This window comes from Roseovarius confluentis (genome assembly GCF_002917925.1).
In the GTDB taxonomy this organism is placed as follows: Bacteria; Pseudomonadota; Alphaproteobacteria; order Rhodobacterales; family Rhodobacteraceae; genus Roseovarius; species Roseovarius confluentis.
This window is the reverse complement of the sequence record NZ_PPFE01000005.1, coordinates 94,830-112,352: the sequence shown is the minus strand read 5'-3', so window position 1 is coordinate 112,352 and position 17,523 is coordinate 94,830. Positions and strand designations below refer to the sequence as shown.

General features: G+C 66.2%; 16 protein-coding genes and 1 riboswitch. Of the genes, 9 read left to right on the top strand and 7 right to left on the bottom strand.

Features of this window, described 5'->3' with window-relative positions:
• Positions 1 to 123 precede the first annotated feature (123 nt).
• On the top strand, positions 124 to 1,080 hold the full coding sequence (locus tag C2I35_RS13345) for an L-threonylcarbamoyladenylate synthase (protein ID WP_103763562.1): 957 nt from the start codon (positions 124 to 126) through the stop codon (positions 1,078 to 1,080).
• A 13-nt stretch (positions 1,081 to 1,093) separates the two neighbouring features.
• Here the strand turns inward: C2I35_RS13345 and C2I35_RS13340 are convergent, their stop codons facing one another.
• Positions 1,094 to 1,621 carry an invasion associated locus B family protein gene (locus tag C2I35_RS13340; RefSeq protein WP_371931667.1) on the bottom strand — a complete coding sequence of 176 codons (528 nt, stop codon included), beginning with the start codon at positions 1,619 to 1,621 and terminating at the stop codon, positions 1,094 to 1,096.
• A 203-nt stretch (positions 1,622 to 1,824) separates the two neighbouring features.
• Here C2I35_RS13340 and C2I35_RS13335 point away from each other — a divergent pair, with 203 nt between their 5' ends.
• Positions 1,825 to 2,823: an asparaginase gene (locus C2I35_RS13335; RefSeq protein WP_211286143.1), complete on the top strand. Its 999-nt coding sequence runs from the start codon at positions 1,825 to 1,827 to the stop codon at positions 2,821 to 2,823.
• A 258-nt stretch (positions 2,824 to 3,081) separates the two neighbouring features.
• Complete coding sequence (locus C2I35_RS13330) at positions 3,082 to 3,315, top strand: EF-hand domain-containing protein (protein WP_103763560.1); 234 nt, start codon at positions 3,082 to 3,084, stop codon at positions 3,313 to 3,315.
• A 185-nt stretch (positions 3,316 to 3,500) separates the two neighbouring features.
• On the opposite strand, the gene C2I35_RS13325 is transcribed toward C2I35_RS13330, so the two are convergent.
• The 4 genes from C2I35_RS13325 to serB all read right to left on the bottom strand — a co-directional run bounded on the left by C2I35_RS13325 (position 3,501) and on the right by serB (position 8,004).
• Complete coding sequence (locus C2I35_RS13325) at positions 3,501 to 4,196, bottom strand: thiamine ABC transporter ATP-binding protein (RefSeq protein WP_103763685.1); 696 nt, start codon at positions 4,194 to 4,196, stop codon at positions 3,501 to 3,503.
• A complete protein-coding gene (locus C2I35_RS13320) occupies positions 4,183 to 5,739 on the bottom strand; it encodes a thiamine/thiamine pyrophosphate ABC transporter permease ThiP (RefSeq protein WP_103763559.1) in 1,557 nt (518 codons plus the stop codon). The genes C2I35_RS13325 and C2I35_RS13320 overlap by 14 nt, the downstream gene beginning before the upstream one ends.
• Complete coding sequence (gene thiB / locus C2I35_RS13315; RefSeq protein ID WP_103763558.1) at positions 5,715 to 6,707, bottom strand: thiamine ABC transporter substrate binding subunit; 993 nt, start codon at positions 6,705 to 6,707, stop codon at positions 5,715 to 5,717. The genes C2I35_RS13320 and thiB overlap by 25 nt, the downstream gene beginning before the upstream one ends.
• 33 nt (positions 6,708 to 6,740) lie before the next feature.
• Positions 6,741 to 6,852, bottom strand: a riboswitch (TPP riboswitch).
• Between the two features lie 279 nt (positions 6,853 to 7,131).
• On the bottom strand, positions 7,132 to 8,004 hold the full coding sequence (gene serB, locus C2I35_RS13310; RefSeq protein ID WP_103763557.1) for a phosphoserine phosphatase SerB: 873 nt from the start codon (positions 8,002 to 8,004) through the stop codon (positions 7,132 to 7,134).
• Positions 8,005 to 8,608: 604 nt separating this feature from the next.
• Between serB and C2I35_RS13305 the strand changes: the two genes are divergently transcribed.
• From C2I35_RS13305 to C2I35_RS13280, 6 genes are all read left to right on the top strand, one after another.
• Positions 8,609 to 9,787 carry a phosphoserine transaminase gene (locus tag C2I35_RS13305; protein WP_103763556.1) on the top strand — a complete coding sequence of 393 codons (1,179 nt, stop codon included), beginning with the start codon at positions 8,609 to 8,611 and terminating at the stop codon, positions 9,785 to 9,787.
• An 88-nt stretch (positions 9,788 to 9,875) separates the two neighbouring features.
• A complete protein-coding gene (gene serA / locus C2I35_RS13300; RefSeq protein ID WP_103763555.1) occupies positions 9,876 to 11,471 on the top strand; it encodes a phosphoglycerate dehydrogenase in 1,596 nt (531 codons plus the stop codon).
• A gap of 365 nt (positions 11,472 to 11,836) precedes the next feature.
• Positions 11,837 to 12,448 (top strand): dimethylsulfonioproprionate lyase family protein, encoded by a 612-nt coding sequence (locus C2I35_RS13295; protein ID WP_103763554.1) that lies wholly within the window; start codon positions 11,837 to 11,839, stop codon positions 12,446 to 12,448.
• A gap of 42 nt (positions 12,449 to 12,490) precedes the next feature.
• Positions 12,491 to 13,192 carry a metallophosphoesterase family protein gene (locus C2I35_RS13290; RefSeq protein ID WP_103763553.1) on the top strand — a complete coding sequence of 234 codons (702 nt, stop codon included), beginning with the start codon at positions 12,491 to 12,493 and terminating at the stop codon, positions 13,190 to 13,192.
• A gap of 9 nt (positions 13,193 to 13,201) precedes the next feature.
• Entirely contained in the window at positions 13,202 to 13,537 is a 336-nt protein-coding gene (locus C2I35_RS13285) for a DnaJ family domain-containing protein (protein ID WP_103763552.1), read from the top strand.
• 82 nt (positions 13,538 to 13,619) lie between these two features.
• Positions 13,620 to 14,795, top strand: coding sequence for an acetyl-CoA C-acyltransferase family protein (locus C2I35_RS13280; protein WP_103763551.1), 1,176 nt, complete (start codon positions 13,620 to 13,622; stop codon positions 14,793 to 14,795).
• A gap of 114 nt (positions 14,796 to 14,909) precedes the next feature.
• On the opposite strand, the gene pbpC is transcribed toward C2I35_RS13280, so the two are convergent.
• Both pbpC and C2I35_RS13270 read right to left on the bottom strand, forming a co-directional pair.
• Complete coding sequence (gene pbpC, locus C2I35_RS13275) at positions 14,910 to 16,958, bottom strand: penicillin-binding protein 1C (RefSeq protein ID WP_103763550.1); 2,049 nt, start codon at positions 16,956 to 16,958, stop codon at positions 14,910 to 14,912.
• Positions 16,945 to 17,523: a putative glycolipid-binding domain-containing protein gene (locus C2I35_RS13270; protein WP_103763549.1), complete on the bottom strand. Its 579-nt coding sequence runs from the start codon at positions 17,521 to 17,523 to the stop codon at positions 16,945 to 16,947. The genes pbpC and C2I35_RS13270 overlap by 14 nt, the downstream gene beginning before the upstream one ends.

Sequence of the window (17,523 nt, the reverse complement as noted above, 5' to 3'; positions counted from 1 at the left end):
CGAATGGCGATAGGCGGCGCGGCTTGGAATCCGGCACGCGCATCTGTAACTGTGTCGTGGGTCTTGGGGCAACTCTATTGCAACGGCCCTTCACGGCAACCGAAACGCGGCGTCAGACCGACCATGACACTTGAGACAAGACACCTGTCCCCTGATGCGGACGGCTACGCGCAGGCGGCAGAGGTCTGGCGCGAGGGCGGGCTTGTCGCCTTTCCGACCGAGACGGTCTACGGGCTGGGTGCGGATGCGCGGAACGACATGGCCGTCGCGCGGATCTTCGAGGCCAAGGGGCGGCCCCGGTTCAACCCGCTGATCGTGCATGTGCCGGATATCGCGGCGGCGAAGACGCTGGTGGCGTGGTCCGATGCGGCGGAAATCGTCGCCTCGGCTTTCTGGCCCGGGGCGATTACGCTGGTGTTGCCGATCCGAGGCGATGCGGGCCTGTCGCCGCTGGTGACGGCGGAGCTGCCGACGCTGGCGGTACGGGTGCCGGCGCATCCGGTGGCGCAGGCCCTGTTGCGGACGTTCGGCGGGCCGGTGGCGGCCCCCTCGGCCAACCCGTCGGGCCGGATCAGCCCGACCGAGGCCGCGCATGTGGCGGCGGGCCTGTCGGGCCGGATCGAGGCGATCGTCGAGGGCGGGGCCTGTGACGTGGGGTTGGAATCGACGATTCTGGGGCTGGAGGGCGCGCCGACCCTGTTGCGACCCGGGGGCATACCGGCCGAGGCGATCGAGGCCGCGCTGGGCACGTCGCTGGAGCGGCACGCCGAGGGCGGCACGCTGACCGCGCCGGGGCAGATGACCTCGCATTACGCGCCGGGGGCGGCAGTCCGTCTGAACGCGACGGAGGCGGCGGCGGGCGAGGTGATGCTGGGCTTCGGGCCGATGGAAAGCGATCTGAACCTGTCACCCACTGGCGACTTGGTGGAAGCGGCGGCGAGCCTGTTCGCGGCGCTTCACGCGCTGGATGCGAAAGGTGCGACAGGCATTGCGGTGGCGCCGGTTCCCGACACGGGCCTGGGCCGCGCGATCAACGACCGCTTGCGCCGCGCGGCGGCGCCGCGCGACGTTATCGGTTAACGCAGCGCAGCGTTTACTGGCAGCGTTTCTCGGCTTCTTCGAGAGCGGCGGTGTAGCCCAAGAGCGAGAACGTGTCCTTGGTGACCGTCCCGCGCGAGGAGCGGGCGGTCAGGACAGCATCGGCGCCACGTTTCATCGCCGCGATGATCTTGGCGTCGTCCGACGCGCTGGCGGGCCAGGCCCATTCGCCTTCGGTGAACATCTCGAACTCGGACCCGCCGATATTGATGTTCACTGTCGAGCCGCCCGCAAAGGGGTAGCCGCCGGTAAAGGTGATCTGGCCATTCACGCCGGCATCGGGCCGGAAGAACGTCATCATCAGAATGTCGCCACGGCGAACGGCGACAACACGCCCATCCTTCGTATTGACCGTTTCGGTTGGCGAACTGACGGCCCAGCACTCTTTCGGGTCGGAATCCTCGAACACGCTCCACGCGGTTTTCGCGGCGACCTGATTGGTGCTTTCGTCTTGTGCGCTTGCGCCCGACGCGACCATGGCCATAAGGGCCCCGGCGATGCCGAATGCTTTCAGTGATCCCATTTGTCCAGCCTCCAAGCTGTCCTTAACCTCAATTGTCCTTAGGCTGCCCCATCCCCTGACGGAATTTTCTGCACGTGCAGCCATTTCTTTCTCGACATTGCAATACTAGCCTGAAACACGCGAGACATGAAAGGTGCAATTGGCGAATTTTCGCCGCAGGAATGACGCGCCGAGACGACCTGCCTGACGACCGGAGGCCCCAAGTGACCAATGCTGTTCCCCTGACCGAAATCTGGCGCGGAGACATCGTGGAAAGCCTGCATCTGGGCCATGCCGTGATCTGCAACGGGCAGGGCGAGGTGATCGAGGCGTGGGGGGACCCGGATGCGGTGATCTATCCGCGCAGCTCGGCCAAGATGATCCAGGCGATGCCGCTGGTGGACAGTGGCGCGGCGGATGCGTTTGGCCTTACCCAGCAGCAGCTGGCGCTGGCCTGTGCGTCACACCAGGGCGCGGCGGTGCATACGGAGGCGGTGAACGAGTGGATTCACGGGCTGGGCCTGAGCGACGACGACTTCCGCTGCGGGCCGCAGATGCCGCAGGACCGGGAGGCGTTCAACCACCTGATCAAGACCGACGGATCGCCCTGCCAGGTGCACAACAACTGTTCGGGCAAACACGCCGGTTTCATGACCCTGTCAAAGCACCTGAACGGCGGGCCGGACTATGTCGATCCCGACCACCCGGTGCAGCGGGCCTGTTTCGAGGCGTTCGAGGAACTGACCGGAGAGCGCAGCCCGGGCTTTGCCCCCGATGGCTGCAACGCGCCGAATTCGATCACCACGATGCGGGGAATCGGCCGGGCGATGGGCTGGTTCGCCAACGCCACGACAGGCGGCGGCGCGCGGCAGGATGCGGCGGTGCGGCTGCGCGAGGCGATGATTGCCAACCCGCTGCTTGTGGCGGGCGAGAAGCGCGCCTGTACCGAGCTTATGAGGGCCTGCCACGAGCCCGTGGCGCTGAAGACCGGGGCCGAGGGCTTTTTCGTGGCGATTGCGCCCACGAAGAAGCTGGGCATCGCGTTGAAGGCCGCCGATGGCAGCACGCGGGCGGCCAATTGCACGATCGCCGCCCTGCTGGTGCGGATCGGGGTACTGGAGGCCGAGCATCCGGCGACCCTGAAATTCATGAACGCGCCGATCCTCAACCGTCGCAAGGTCCGGACGGGAATCGTGAAGCCGGTGGACGGGCTGCTGGTCTGAGTCTTCAAGGTACTGCTGCGCTTTTGACGACATCCTGCCGATTGCCGCATCTGCGATGCGCTGCTTTCCGCGCCGTGGCGTGACCCTGCCTATTGCCGGCAGCACAGTGCCGAGAAAACCCGGCGCTTTGGGCCTGTTTTCGCGCGATCACCGCCTGTCGGATAACGGATCTTCCGGGAATGGAATGGTGCGCCCATGTTGAGGGTCCGCGGGCAGCAACGCCCCGGACAACCTAAACCCAGAAAAGGGAAACCAAAGATGACCAAGACACTTTCTGCAGCGACGTTCGCGCTTGCCCTGACCGTTCCGGCGATGGCCTTCGCCCTGGATGCGGATACCGACGGCGACGGCATGGTCTCGATGGAAGAATTCCAGGCCGCGATGCCCGAAGCACCGGCCGGCACGTTCGAGCAGCTGGATTCGGACGCCGATGGCATGCTGAGCGAAGACGAGATCGCCGCTGGGCAAGAGGCGGGCATCCTCCCGGCATAAGCCGCCACTCGGCCGGGGCGTGCGCGTTTTTCCCATCCTGAGCGCACGCCCCATTTGATACCCCGGAACGCTTAATAAAATCCCGGGGCGCGGCACGGGCCGCCAGGCGGGCACATTCCCCAGATGATCGTATCTGTGCCCGACCTCTCTGAGGCCCGTGCCGCTTTTTCCTTTGAATTGAAGGCTCAGGAGCCGAGATAGTCGCGCAGGACCGGCGGCGGATCGTCGAGAAGATCGGCGGTCGGTTGCAGTGCATGTGCGGTGCCGTTGGCGACGAGGATGGCTTGCGTCGTGATGCGGCGGGCGTCCTCTGGTGCGTGGGAAATCATCAGGAGGGTCGCGCCGGTTTCTCCCGCGATCTCGGCCAGGAGGTCGAGCATTTCCATCCGCAGGGCGGGCCCGAGCGCGGCGAAGGGTTCATCCAGCAATAACAGCGGCTTGTCCTGAAGCATGACGCGGGCAAGGGCGGCACGGCTGCGCTGGCCACCGGACAGCTCGCCGGGTTTGCGGGTGTCCATGCCGGCAAGGCCGACACGCTCCAGCGCCGCGGTGACGCGGGTCTTGTCGCCCTGCGACAGGCGCAGGTTCGGAGACAGGCCGAGGCCCACGTTCTGCGCGAGCGTCAGGTGGGGAAAGAGGTTGTCCTCTTGAAAGAGCATGGCGACGGGGCGGGAGCCCGGTGGGTGACCCGTGATGTCGGTGCCGTCCCACGTGATGCGGCCCTGCGTGACGGGCAGGAAGCCCGCGATCCCCTCGATCAGCGTGGACTTGCCCGCGCCAGAGGGGCCGATCACAGCGATGGTTGTGCTGTCTGGCACGGTGAGGTCGGCGGTCAGGGTGAAGCTGCCGTTGCGGATGGTGGCGGACTCAAGTTTCAGCATGACGATGCCCTCCGCGATCAAGCAGCCAGAAGACCCCGAAGGACAGGATCAACAGAAGGAAGGAAGCGGCGGCGGCGGCCTCCATCTGGTAGGAGCCCATCAGGCGGTAGATCTGTAACGGCAAGGTGGCCACGTCGGGGTCGGCAAAGAGCGTGATGACGCCGAGATCGCCCATCGAGAGGGCTGCGGCGAGACCGGCGGCAAAGCCGATCTGCGGGCGCAAGCGGGGCAGCAGGACATGGCGCAGGAAGGGCAGTCCGGCCATGCCGAGCGAGAGGCCAAGGCGGCCTTGGCGCGCCACGATATCGCGGGCGCGGGGAACAAGGATGCGCAGGGCGAAGGGCAGGACGGTGATGGCGTTGACGAGCGCCGTGACGGGTAGGGCGAAGGCCTGCGGATTAGCGTAGGGACGGATGGCGATGAAGAGCCCCGTGCCGATTACCAGAGGCGAGGCGGCGAGGCCAAGGAGACCCGCGATTTCCACCATACGGCCGCGTTCGGTCGCGATGGCGGTGGTCATCGGCAGCGCCATGCAGAGCAGCAGGACGGTACTGAGCGCCGCGACCCAGAGCGAGGTGAGCGCGGCGGTCCAGACCTGGCCTGGCATGTCGGCGAAGCCGGGCAGGCCGGACAGAGCGATGGCCATGAGCGGCACGAGCAGGAAGACTGCCGCGACACCTATGAACAGCGCGTCAATGCACCGTGCGGTGGTCGTTTTTCCGTCGAACCGGCGCAAGCCGCGGTCGAGACCGGAGCCGAACCCTTCGCCGCGCGCCAGCCAGAGGGCGATGCCACCGGCGAAAACCGTCAGGCCAAGCTGCACGGCGGACAGGAGTGCGGCCCGCCCAAGATCGAAGTCAAACCTGAACGCCTGGTAAATGGCGAGTTCTATCGTGGTGGCCCGCGGCCCGCCGCCGAGGGTGAGCGCGACGGCAAAGCTGGTGAGACAGATGGCGAAGATCACGGTGAAGGCGCCGGGGACAAGGCGCAGGAGCATGGGCAGTTCGATCACCCGGAACATCGACCAGCCGTCGATGCCCAGGAGGGCGGCGAGACGGAAACGCTCGGCGGGAATTTCCTGCCAGCCCTGCAGGACAAGGCGGGTGGCCAAGGGCAGGTTGAAGAACACGTGGGCGAGGACGACGCCGTGCAACCCGTAGATCTGCACCGGGGGCAGGCCGAGCGTGCCCAGGGCCGCGCTGACCCAGCCGCCACGGCCGAAGACCTCGATCAGGCCCAGAACGGCGACGATCACCGGCAGGATGAACGGCGCGCCCAGAAGGGCGATCAGCAGGCTGCGGCCCCGGAACCGGCGGCGGGCGAGGGCGCGGGCGACGGGGATGGCCAGCAGCACGGAAAACAAGGCCGAGAGGGTGGCCTGTACCAGCGTGAAGCGCAGGGCGGCCCAGTCGGCGGCGTTGAAGCCGCGCCCGGTTTCGGCGCGCAGGGCGACGGCCAGCAGCGCCCCGAAGATGAGCGCCGCCACGAGGGCGGCGGCGCTCCATCCCGGTCTGGCGCTTAGCGGCTGAGCGCGTTCAGCCATTCATCGAGCGCGGCATCGCGGGTGGCGGCGGCTTCTTCGGCGCTGAGAAGCAGGGATTTCTCCGGTTGGATCAGGGTGTCGAATCCTTGGGGCAGGCCGTCCTCGAGCTCCTTGGCGGGGTACATCCAGTTGGTCGTCGGGATAACGGACTGGAAGTCCTGGGTCAGCATGAACGCGAGGAACTGGTCGGCCAGTTCGGGTTGGTCGGTGGAGGCCAGTTTTCCGGCCACTTCCACCTGCATGTAATGGCCCTCGTCGAAGGCGGCGGCGGTCTTGCTGTCGTCCTCTTCGGCGATCAGGTGGTATGCGGGCGATGTGGTGTAGGAGAGCACCATGTCGGCCTCGCCTTCGAGAAAGAGCCCGTAGGCTTCGGTCCAGCCCTTGGTGACGGTGACGATGTTGTCCGAAAGCCCCTCCCAGATTTGCGGGGCCTCGTCGCCATGGGCGGTCTTGACCCACATCAGCAGACCGAGACCGGGGGTGGAAGAGCGCGGATCCTGGATGACGATGGAGGTGTCGCTGTCGGCCAGAGCCTTGAAATTGCTGGGCGCGTCCATGTCCTTGTCGTGGACGAAGGCGAAATAGCCCCAGTCGTAGGGCAGGAAAACCGGGTCGTCCCAGGTGATCGGCAGATCGAGGTCCGGGGACTGGCCGTGCTCGGCGAAAAGGCCGGTGTCCTTGGCCGCGGCGATCAGGTTTGTGTCGAGGCCGAGGACGATGTCGGCATCGGTATTCTGTCCCTCCAGCCGGACGCGGGCGAGAAGGGCCGCGCCGTCCTCGACGCCGACGAGGTTGAGGTCGCAGTTGCAGTTGGCCTCGAACGCCTCTTCGATCTGCGGGCCGGGGCCCCAGTCGGCGACGAAGCTGTCATAAGTGTAGACGGTCAGTTCGGGCGTCCCGCTTGAGTCCTGCGCCATCGCGGACGTGGCGGTGAGCAGACATCCCGCAGTGAAAACAAGGCGTTTCATGGCATCCTCCCTTTCGGCAGAAGGGGCGGCGCGATGCGGGTGCATGACCTTCCCTCCGCCGGTGTCAGCCGGTTCAGGTTCAACGGGTTTGCTATGTGCATCTCAGTCGCCGTGTCTGGGCCGGTCGACACCCCGAGGTTTCAACAGGAACGTAGGGGCAAGCCGGGGAAGGGACAAGGTGAATTGGCGAATCGGAAGGTTAATGCTGCCGGAAGGCCCGAAATGACGTCGGTATCGCGTCGGTATTCGGGTGGTATGGCAACGGTGCCGGTGAAGTGGAGGGCCGGGTAAACGCGCCGCGCGGGGATGCGGCGGATGAGGAACAGGTCAGCGACTGGTGAGAGGCGGCGAGGTCCCGGGGCGAGCCCGGGACGGGGTGCGCCAGGTTTCGTCGCCGAGACGTGCGCGTGGGCTTTCGCCCACTCTACAGGATCTGGAAATCGTTGCGGTCGTAGCCTTGCAGGTAGAGCAGCGCGGTGAGGTCGCCGTGGTTGATGCGCAGATCGCATTCGGCGGCGACGGAGGGCTTGGCGTGGAGCGCGACGCCGCTGCCGGCGCGGGCGAGCATGCCGAGGTCGTTGGCCCCGTCGCCCACCGCCAGCACGTCGATGTCCGAGATGTTGAGGCGGGTGGTGATATCGGCGAGCGCCTGCACCTTGGCCTCGCGCCCGAGGATGGGGCGGGCGACGTCGCCGGTGAGCTTGCCGTTCTCGACAAGCAGCGTGTTGGCGCGGTTCTCGTCGAAGCCGAGAAGCGTGGCGATATGCGAGGTGAAGGCGGTGAAGCCGCCCGAGACGAGGGCGGTATAGGCCCCGTGGGCCTTCATCGTGGCCAGCAGGGTGGCGCCGCCGGGCATGAGGGTGATGCGGGTGTCGAGGACCTCGGTAATGACGTCTTCGGGGAGGTCCTTGAGCAGTGCGACGCGTTCCAGAAGGGCGCCTTCGAAGTCGAGCTCGCCGTTCATGGCGCGGGCGGTGATGTCTTTCACATGAGCGCCGACGCCGGCCTCGTCGGCCAGCTCGTCGATGCATTCCTGGCAGATCATGGTGCTGTCCATGTCGGCCAGAAGCATGCGCTTGCGGCGGTTTTCCGACGGTTGGACGACAAGGTCGGTGCGCAGGGTTTGCAGGTTGTCCCAGACCTCCCACTGGTTGTCGGGGAGCGCGGCCATGCCGAACTCCGCCGCCTCGTCGGGCGCGAGCCAGCGGGCGTCGAACCCGCCCCAAGCGTTGCGCAAGTTTTCGACCAGTGCCGGGTCGAGCGTGCCCGGAGGGGCGATGAGGGTTGTGGTGAACATGGGGCGTCTCCGCTTTGCGCTTGGGATGCGGCATAGCGCAGGTTGGTGCGGGGTTCTAGGTGGGGGCCGCGCGACTCCATCGCGATCTCTACTGCGTTGGTCGAGTGTCGTCAGCGTATGTCGACGGATTCGTTGGGCAGTGGACCGCTTGCGAAGTAACGCCCTAGTAAGCGGCCATATTGTTGTGTATCGCCATATACGTTGCCAACCCGCAGAGGATCAACGATAGCCCGATCACGGTCCATACAAGGATTCTCGACGACAAACTGGTCCCGGCGCGTTTCTGCACGAAGGTTATCAATTGCCCCAGAATGATCTCCACTGTGGCGTCTTCATTCAGCCGATGTTTTGATGCCCGTTTAGCTTCATTGAAGTAAGCAGGCTGCGGTGCGATTCAACCATTAAGCGCAATTCGTGGGTCACTCGCGCAGTATGAAAGCCTCTCTTGACGAAGTTTCCGATGATAGCCGCCGGGGTCGCTTTCGGACCGCAAACCGCCGCGCCTTGGCGATTTTCCCTCTTGCGGGGCCGGTGCGGCCAGCGTAATCCAAAAGGTGGGACACCCCTCCCCAACGAGGGGCGCTTATCTGGAAGGATAGCAGCAATGGCTATTGAGACACCCGGCACGCGGCCGGACACGAAACCTGTCGCCGTTCCGGCGAATCCGCGTTTTTCCTCCGGCCCCTGTGCCAAACCCCCCGTTTTCGACCTTAGCAAGCTTGCCGATGCCCCGCTGGGCCGGTCGCACCGCGCCGCCGTGGGCAAGGCCAAGCTGAAGGCCGCGATTGACGGCACGCGCGAAGTGCTGGGGATTCCTGACGATTACAAGGTCGGCATCGTCCCGGCGTCGGACACAGGCGCGGTCGAGATGGCGATGTGGAGCCTTCTGGGCGAACGCAAGGTCGAGATGCTGGCCTGGGAAAGCTTTGGTGCGGGCTGGGTCACGGATGCGGTCAAGCAGCTGAAGCTGGAGGCCGAGGTCAAGACCGCTGAGTATGGCGAGATCGTCGATCTGGACGGCGTGGACACGGACAATGACGTGGTCTTCACCTGGAACGGCACGACCAGCGGCGTGCGGGTGCCGGACGGCGACTGGATCAAGGCGGACCGTCAGGGTCTGACAATCTGTGACGCGACCTCGGCCGCGTTTGCGCAGGACCTGCCGTGGGACAAGCTGGATGTGGTGACGTTCAGTTGGCAGAAGGTTCTGGGCGGCGAGGCGGCGCATGGGATGCTGGTGCTGAGCCCGCGGGCAGTGGAGCGGCTGGAAAGCTATACGCCGCCTTGGCCCATGCCGAAGATTTTCCGCCTGACCAAGGGTGGCAAGCTGAACGAGGGCATCTTCGAGGGGGCAACGATCAACACGCCCTCGATGCTGGCGGTCGAGGATTACCTGCTGGCGCTGGACTGGGCACGCTCGGTCGGCGGGTTGAGTGGCCTGATGGCGCGGGCGGATGCCAACACCAAGGCAGTGGCGGATTTCGTCGGCACGCACGAGTGGGTCGAATTCCTGGCCAAGGATCCGGCGACGGCGTCGAACACGAGCGTCTGCCTGAAGTTCACCGACGATAGGATCAGCGACGGGGCGGCGTTCGCCAAGGCCGTGGCCAAACGGCTGGAGACCGAGGGCGTGGCCTATGACGTGGGCGCCTATCGCGACGCGCCTCCGGGCCTGCGGATCTGGTGCGGGGGCACGGTGGAGACCGCCGATGTGGCCGCGCTGATGCCGTGGATCGAATGGGCGTTCAACGCCGAGATCGCGGCGCTGTCCGAGACCGTTTGAGGTGGGGTGAAACCCCACCCTACGCGGGATGTGTAGGGTGGGTTTCAAACCCACCATTCCCAGAATTCAAAGATGAAGGACCAGACAGATGGCTCCCAAAGTACTCGTATCCGACAAGCTGAGTGAAACCGCCGTGCAGATCTTCCGCGACCGGGGGATCGAGGTGGATTTCATGCCCGAGCTGGGCAAGGACAAGGACAAGCTGGCCGAGGTGATCGGCGATTATGACGGCCTGGCGATCCGCTCGGCCACCAAGGTCACGCCGACGATCCTGGACGCGGCGAAGAACCTCAAGGTCATCGGCCGCGCCGGGATCGGCACCGACAATGTGGACAAGGCGGCGGCCAGCAAGAAAGGCGTGATCGTGATGAACACGCCCTTCGGCAACATGGTGACGACCGCCGAGCACGCCATTGCGATGATGTTCGCCGTGGCGCGGCAGATCCCCGAGGCGAGCGCCAGCACACATGCCGGCAAGTGGGAAAAGTCCAAGTTCATGGGGGTCGAGCTGACCAACAAGACGCTGGGCATCATCGGTATCGGCAATATCGGCGGCGTCGTGGCCGAGCGGGCGCGGGGGCTGAAGATGAAGGTGGTCGCCTATGACCCCACGCTGAGCGAAGAGAAGATCGCGCAGAAGGGGGCCGAGAAGGTGGACCTCGATACGCTGCTGGCGCGGTCGGATTTCATCACGCTGCACACGCCGCTGATCGACGCGACGCGCAACATCCTGAGCCGTGAGAACCTTGGCAAGACCAAGAAGGGCGTGCGGATCGTCAACTGTGCCCGTGGCGGGCTGGTGGACGAGGCGGCCTTGGCCGATCTTCTGAAGTCGGGGCATGTGGCGGGCGCGGCGCTGGACGTATTCGCCGAGGAGCCTGCGACGGAGAACCCGCTGTTTGGTCTGCCCAACGTCGTTTGCACGCCGCACCTGGGGGCTGCGACCAGCGAGGCGCAGGAAAACGTTGCGTTGCAGGTGGCTGAGCAGATGTCGGATTACTTGCTGACCGGGGCCGTGACGAACGCGCTCAACATGCCGTCGGTGACCGCCGAGGAAGCCAAGGTGATGGGGCCGTGGATCAAGCTGGCCGATCACCTGGGCAATTTCATCGGCCAGATGACGGACGAGCCGATCAAGGCGATCAACCTGCTTTACGATGGTGTCGTGAGTCAGATGAACCTGGAGGCGCTGACCTCTGCCGCCGTGGCGGGAATCATCAAATCGGTGAACCCGGAGGTGAACATGGTCTCGGCGCCGCTCATCGCCAAGGAGAGGGGGATCAAGATCTCGACCACCAAGCAGGACAAGTCGGGCGCGTTCGAGGGCTATATCAAGCTGACCGTCGTGACGGCGGAGCGTGAGCGGTCCATCGGCGGGACGGTGTTCAGCGACGGCAAGCCACGCTTCATCCAGATCAAGGGGATCAACATCGACGCCGAGATCGGGCAGCATATGTTGTATACGACGAACCGTGACGAGCCGGGCATCATCGGCGCGCTGGGCCAGACGCTGGGCGGCAATGGTGTGAACATTGCCAACTTTACGCTGGGCCGGTCGAAGGCGGGAGAGGAGGCGATTGCGCTCTTGTACGTGGATGCGCCGGTGCCGGATGACGTGATCGCGAAGCTGCACCAGACGGGGCTGTTCCAGCAGATCCGTGCGCTGGAGTTCGATGTGGGGTGAGGGCTCTTGGATGGTAGCCGCGCGATTGCCAGACCGCGGGGTGGCGATCCTGACGTGGGTTCAAGGCACTTTATGGCTGCCGTGTCCGTGTAAGTTCCAATCGGCGTGCTGTCGTCAGCCAATCGCCAGCCCGTCGCACCAGAGGTGCGCCGTTCGTAGTCGGCACGCCTCCGGCGTGACGGGCGGTCCCCCTTTCGGTCAGTGGGCGATCGCGCGGCGGCGCGGCAAAGCCGCGCCTAGATTCCGCGCGACGGATCACTGCCTGAAATGGCCACCAACAAAAACGACCTTCAAAGGGTCGCTGCGGCGAAAGCCGTTGCGGCCCGTTTGCGTTAAGCGAGGTGCATTCGACCGAGGATGTTCCGATGCGCGATCCGTTCCAGCTTTTCCTGTCCGAGATGGCGGCCGTGTTCCGCGCCGAGGGGCGGGCCTGTGCTACCGAGACCGCCGCGGCGCTGCTGTCGGCGACCGAAATCGCGCCGCTGACCAACGATTCGCCGGGGGACTCCGGCGCGATCTGCGGATTGCTCGCGGGATCGACCTTGGCCGTGGCACGGGCGGCCTTGGCGGCGCATGACACGCTGCCCTGGGGCCACAACCCGGTGTCCAGCCAGATGAAACCCGAGGACGAGGCTCTGTTCTCGGTCGTGGACCTGATGGGACCGGACGCGCCGCTTTATTGTCCGACCCTGCGGGCGGGCCTCTATTACCAGCGGCCCAACACGCGCTACGGCCTGCATTCCCATGCCGCGGTGGAAACCTACGTGATCATCGCGGGCCGGGCGATGTGGACGGCGGGCGACGCGCAGCGCGAGATGGTGGCCGGGCATTCGGTGCATCATTCGACCTATCTGCCCCATGCCTGCCAGACCGGCGACGAGGGCGTCGTGGCCCTGTGGCGCTGGTCGGGGGATATCGGCATCGACAGCTACCGCGTGCATCACGGGGCAGAGGCGTTCGGGGCCTTCGCCGCCTGAGACGGGTTTGCAGCCGGGGCGTGGTGCATTAAGTCATGTGCCATGACCGAACCGATTTACGTGATCCCCGACATCCATGGCTATCGCTCTGAACTGGACCGCGCGCTGGCGCGGATCGACGCACAGGCCGGCCGCGATGCCAAGGTGGTGTTCCTTGGCGATTACACCGACCGCGGGCCGGACAGCGGGGGCGTGTTGGAGACGCTGATCGACGGGATCGCGGAGGGACGGAACTGGACCGCGCTGCGGGGCAATCACGACCAGCTGTTTCTTGATGCGCTGGAAGGCCGGATGGAACCTCGGCGCTTCCAGTGGTGGATGCAGGGCAACCTTGGCGGACGCGAAACGCTGGCCTCTTACGGGGTGGATACACCGGCGTATGGCGGTGACTGGCGTGAGCAGGTGCCGGGGCTGCATAGGCAATTCCTGAGCACGTTGCCCTACACCCATGAAACGGACGACCTGTTCCTGTGTCATGCCGGGATTTCGCCGGGCACGCCGCTGGAGCGCCAGGTGCCGGAGGACCTGATGTGGATCCGCGAGCCGTTCCTTTACGACACCCGCGACCACGGCAAGCTGGTGGTGCACGGCCACACGCCGGTCAATGCGCCCGAGCATCACGGCAACCGCGTGGCGCTGGATTGTGGCACGGGCTGGGGGCGACCCTTGCAACTGGCCGTGTTCGAGGGGCGGGATGCGTGGATCCTGGATGAAGATGGCCCGGTGCCCCTGGTGCCGTACTAGGGAAGCTGCATGGACCGCGCATTCAACCAGTTGATCGAGCGGCAGATACGCAAGGCGATCGCCGAGGGGCAACTGGATTCGCCGGAGGGCGCGGGCAAGCCGCTGCCGGATCGGTCCGGGATGGCACATGTGGACATGGCCACGCAGGTCGCGGCTCGGATCATGGCCGAGGCCGGCGCCTTGCCGGAAGAATTCAAGCTGAAGAAGCTGCTGGAGGCGGCGAAGGCCACATGGCGCGCCGCAGAGTCGGAAGAGGCGCGGCACGTGGCAATGGCTTTGATAGAAGACCTCGAGCAGCGTTACGCCATCGCCGTGGAGGCGCGGCGCAAGTTCATGGCGCCCTGAGAGCGTGCGCTGACGGGACGTTTCGCTTGCAGGGTGCAGGCGCAGGCGCGATGCTGAGGCGAACATTTCGAGGGAGGCTCTCATGACGGATATCGTACTTCTGGATGGTGCGCGCACGGCCATCGGCACCTTTGGCGGATCGCTGGCGGGCACGCCGCCGTCGCAGCTGGGGGCCATCGCCACCAGGGCCGCGCTGGAGCGGTCGGGCGTGGAGCCGGGGCAGGTCGGCCACGTGGTGTTCGGCCACGTCATCAACACCGAGCCGCGCGATATGTACCTGAGCCGGGTCGCCGCGATGGAGGCGGACATTCCCGAGACCACGCCGGCGATGAACGTGAACCGCCTGTGCGGGTCGGGCGCGCAGGCGGTCGTCTCGGTGGTGCAATCGCTGATGCTGGGCGATGCGGAGTTCGGCGTCGCGGGCGGGGCCGAGAACATGAGCCGTTCGCCTTTCATCGTGCCGGACCAGCGCTGGGGCGCCAAGATGGGCGACGTGCGCACGCTGGACATGATGCTGGGGGCTTTGAACTGTCCCTTTGGCACGGGGCATATGGGCGTCACCGCCGAGAACGTGGCGTCCGAGCATGATGTCAGCCGCGAAGATCAGGATGCCTTTGCGCTGGAAAGTCAGAACCGGGCGGCGAAGGCCATCGAGGAAGGTCGCTTCGCCAGCCAGATCGTGCCGGTGGAGGTTCGGGTGAAGCGCGACATGGTGGCGTTTGAGACCGACGAGCATCCCAAGCCGACGACCGCCGAGGGGCTGGCCGGGCTGCGTGCGGCGTTTCAGAAGGACGGCACGGTGACGGCCGGAAACGCCAGCGGCATCAATGACGGCGCCGCGGCGCTGGTCTTTGCCCGGGCGGAGGCGGCCGAGAAGGCCGGGCTGAAGCCCAAGGCGCGCGTGTTTGGGTATGCTCATGCGGGTGTGCGCCCCGAGGTGATGGGGATCGGACCGGTGCCGGCGGTGGAACGACTGCTGGAAAAGACCGGGCTGAGCGCCGGGGTTTTCGACGTGATCGAATCGAACGAGGCGTTTGCGGCGCAAGCGATTGCGGTGAACCGGGGGCTGGGGCTGGATACCGCCAAGGTGAACCCCAATGGCGGCGCGATTGCGCTGGGGCATCCGGTGGGCGCGACGGGAGCGATCCTTGTGGTAAAGGCGCTTTACGAGCTGGAGCGGATCGGCGGGACAAAAGCGCTGATCACGATGTGTATTGGTGGCGGGCAGGGGATTGCCGTAGCCATCGAGCGGATGTGACATCGGCCGCGGAATTTTGCAAAATTCCGCGGCGAAAAATTGCAATTTTTCGGGACGATTTCTTGCAAGAAATCGGGCAAGGATTTTCGAAAATTCTTGGTGCGGATTGGGCCGTCAGTCGATCCAGACGGTGACGCTACTGGAGCGGCCCGTCGCGTCGATCACAGACAGCTTGGAATAGCCTTGGGCGAGGCCGGTCAATTCGGCCTCGCGGCGGCGGGTGCCGGTTTTCTGCGGCGTGCCGTTGGCGAGCCAGGTGAAGGGCGGCTTGCCATCGCGGAGTTTGACCGTGAGGCGGCCATCCTGGATGGGCAGGCGGGCGCCGGCGGGGGGGAAGATCAACTTGGGCGCATCCTCGGACGGTTGAAACACCGCGTCGCGGCTGGCGAAACGGCGCAGCGGTTGCGGCAGGCGGGCGGTGGGCAGGAGAAGCGCCTCGGGCGGGGGCGGCGGCAGGGCGTCGGGTTTGGGTTTCAGGCGCTGGAACGCCTCGAAAAGGACGGGCGCGGCGAGGTCCCCGCCAAACGCCCCGGGGACGGGCGTGCCGTCGGGGCGGCCGATCCAGACGGCGGCGACGTGGCGGCCGTCGAACCCCACGGCCCAGGCGTCGCGGTGGCCGTAGGAGGTGCCGGTCTTGTAGGCGAGGCGGCGCTTGGGCGCCCCGGGGGGCGGTGCGAGACCCGCGAGGATATCGGTGACGTGCCACGAGGCGGCGCGGTTTAGAACATTCGATGGCGTATGTTGTGGCGCGTCCTGGCGCCAGTTCAGAGGGCGGGTCTGGCCGCCATTTGCCAGCATGGCATAGGCGGTGGTCAGGCCTTCCAGCGTCACGCCGAGCCCGCCGAGGCCAACGGCTAGGCCGGGCTGGTCGCCGGGCAGGTCGGTGGGCACGCCGGCGCGGCGCAGGGTGTCGAGCAGGTGGGCGGGGCCGATCTCGTCCAGCAGCAGGACCACGGGGATGTTGAGCGACTGGCGCAGGGCGTCGGCCACGGTCAGTTCGCCCCGGAACGCGCCGTCGAAATTCTGCGGCGCGTAGGTGCCGAAGGCGACGGGGCGGTCGTGAATGAGCGTCTGTGGATGGGCGAGGCCGCGGTCGAAGGCCATGGCATATATGAACGGCTTGAGCGTGGAGCCGGGGGAGCGCATGGCGCGGGTCATGTCGACGAAGCCGGAGCGCGTGTCGCCGATGCCATAGGTGGCGGAGCCGACAGAGGCGAGGATGTCGCCGGTCTGGTGGTCGGCGATCATCATGGCGATGGAAACATCGGCGGGCAGGTCGCGCAGGCTGTGTGTGGCGAGGCGTTCCAGCGCTTCTTGCAAGGGCGCGTCGAGCGTCAGGTCGTGACGCAGGCGGGCGGGATCGTCAGAGAGCGCGCGGTCGGCCATGTGCGGCGCGAGGGAGGGGAAGGCGCGGCGGGCGTGGGGGACCGGCTCGGTCAGCGCGGCCTGGACCGCGCCGGAGGTCAGCAAGCCATCGCGTTCGGCGCGGGCGAGGACGCGGGCGCGGGCCTCGGCCGCCTGGAAATGGTGGCGGTCCGGGCGGCGGGATTCGGGAGATTGGGGCAGGGCCACCAAGAGGGCGGATTCGGCGGGGGTCAGGCGGCGCGGGTCCTTGCCGAACCACGCGTAGCTGGCGGCGCGGACGCCTTCGATATTGCCGCCGAAAGGGGCGCGTTCGAGGTAGAGTTGCAGGATCTGGCGCTTGGTGAGACGACGCTCCAACGCCAGCGCGACGCGGGCTTGGCGGAGCTTGCCGCTGAGCTGTCCGGTGCCGCTGTCCTCGAGCAGGCGGGCGACCTGCATGGTGAGGGTGGAGGCGCCCGAGACGATTTCGCCGTTCCAGAGGGCCTGCACGGTGGCGCGGAGGATGGCGCGGGAGTCGACGCCGGAGTGGGTGTAGAACCGCTTGTCCTCGTAGGCGATCAGCATGTCGAGATAGCCCGCATCCACGGCGTCGGGCGTGGCGCCGAGGCGCCAGCGGCCCTCCTCGACGGTGTATACGCGCAGGAGCGTGCCGGTGCGGTCGCGGACTTCGGTGGAGAGCGGTGTCAGGAGGGGCGGCAGGTCGGTGGTGGTGATCCATTGGTCGAGCTTGTCACGGCCGAGGCCCGCGGCGAAGAGCGCGAGGGCCAGCAGGAGGAGAAGGCGGTCAAAGCGGAACATGCTGGTCTTCCGCGTGCCAGAGGTCGGGGTAGTCGGTGACGAAGCCCGCGTCGTTGACCTCGAGCGTGGTGCTGTAATCCGTTTGTTCGGCGCGGTACTCCATGACGCCATACGTATGCGTACGTTGATAGGTCTGATCCAGCGGCGCGAGGGTCGCGGCGGGGTAGTAAAGCCACGCGGCGCGGGTGGTCAGGGTGTCGTCCTGCTGTTTCGCAAGGCGGCGCAGGGGCATGAGGTTGGTGGCGGGCGTGAAGCTGAGGTCGATGTCGGTGGCGTCCTCAAGCCCGGGTTGCGGTGTCTCGTTCAGCAGCCATTCCCCGTTGCGGTGGTCGATATGCAGGCGGACCTCGCTTTCGCCATGGGTGCCGGCGATATCGGCGTCGAGGGTCTGCCAGTCCTCGGTGCAGCGCACGACGTAATCCAGCGCGGCGAAACCGTCATCGTCGTGAAAACGGGCGTGGCCGACCAGTAACCAGCCATGATCGGCACGGGCGAGGCGGCAGGTGTCCTGCCCCTCGCAATGCAGCGCGCGCCACGTGATGGTGGCGACGGTCTTGCCCGTCAT

Coding starts and splice junctions, on each gene's coding strand:
- C2I35_RS13345 (WP_103763562.1), top strand. CDS start 124: ATGACACTTGAGACAAGACACCTGTCCCCTGATGCGGACGGCTACGCG.
- C2I35_RS13340 (WP_371931667.1), bottom strand. CDS start 1,621: ATGGGATCACTGAAAGCATTCGGCATCGCCGGGGCCCTTATGGCCATG.
- C2I35_RS13330 (WP_103763560.1), top strand. CDS start 3,082: ATGACCAAGACACTTTCTGCAGCGACGTTCGCGCTTGCCCTGACCGTT.
- C2I35_RS13325 (WP_103763685.1), bottom strand. CDS start 4,196: ATGCTGAAACTTGAGTCCGCCACCATCCGCAACGGCAGCTTCACCCTG.
- C2I35_RS13320 (WP_103763559.1), bottom strand. CDS start 5,739: ATGGCTGAACGCGCTCAGCCGCTAAGCGCCAGACCGGGATGGAGCGCC.
- thiB (WP_103763558.1), bottom strand. CDS start 6,707: ATGAAACGCCTTGTTTTCACTGCGGGATGTCTGCTCACCGCCACGTCC.
- serB (WP_103763557.1), bottom strand. CDS start 8,004: ATGTTCACCACAACCCTCATCGCCCCTCCGGGCACGCTCGACCCGGCA.
- C2I35_RS13305 (WP_103763556.1), top strand. CDS start 8,609: ATGGCTATTGAGACACCCGGCACGCGGCCGGACACGAAACCTGTCGCC.
- serA (WP_103763555.1), top strand. CDS start 9,876: ATGGCTCCCAAAGTACTCGTATCCGACAAGCTGAGTGAAACCGCCGTG.
- C2I35_RS13295 (WP_103763554.1), top strand. CDS start 11,837: ATGCGCGATCCGTTCCAGCTTTTCCTGTCCGAGATGGCGGCCGTGTTC.
- C2I35_RS13290 (WP_103763553.1), top strand. CDS start 12,491: ATGACCGAACCGATTTACGTGATCCCCGACATCCATGGCTATCGCTCT.
- C2I35_RS13285 (WP_103763552.1), top strand. CDS start 13,202: ATGGACCGCGCATTCAACCAGTTGATCGAGCGGCAGATACGCAAGGCG.
- C2I35_RS13280 (WP_103763551.1), top strand. CDS start 13,620: ATGACGGATATCGTACTTCTGGATGGTGCGCGCACGGCCATCGGCACC.
- pbpC (WP_103763550.1), bottom strand. CDS start 16,958: ATGTTCCGCTTTGACCGCCTTCTCCTCCTGCTGGCCCTCGCGCTCTTC.
- C2I35_RS13270 (WP_103763549.1), bottom strand. CDS start 17,523: ATGACGGGCAAGACCGTCGCCACCATCACGTGGCGCGCGCTGCATTGC.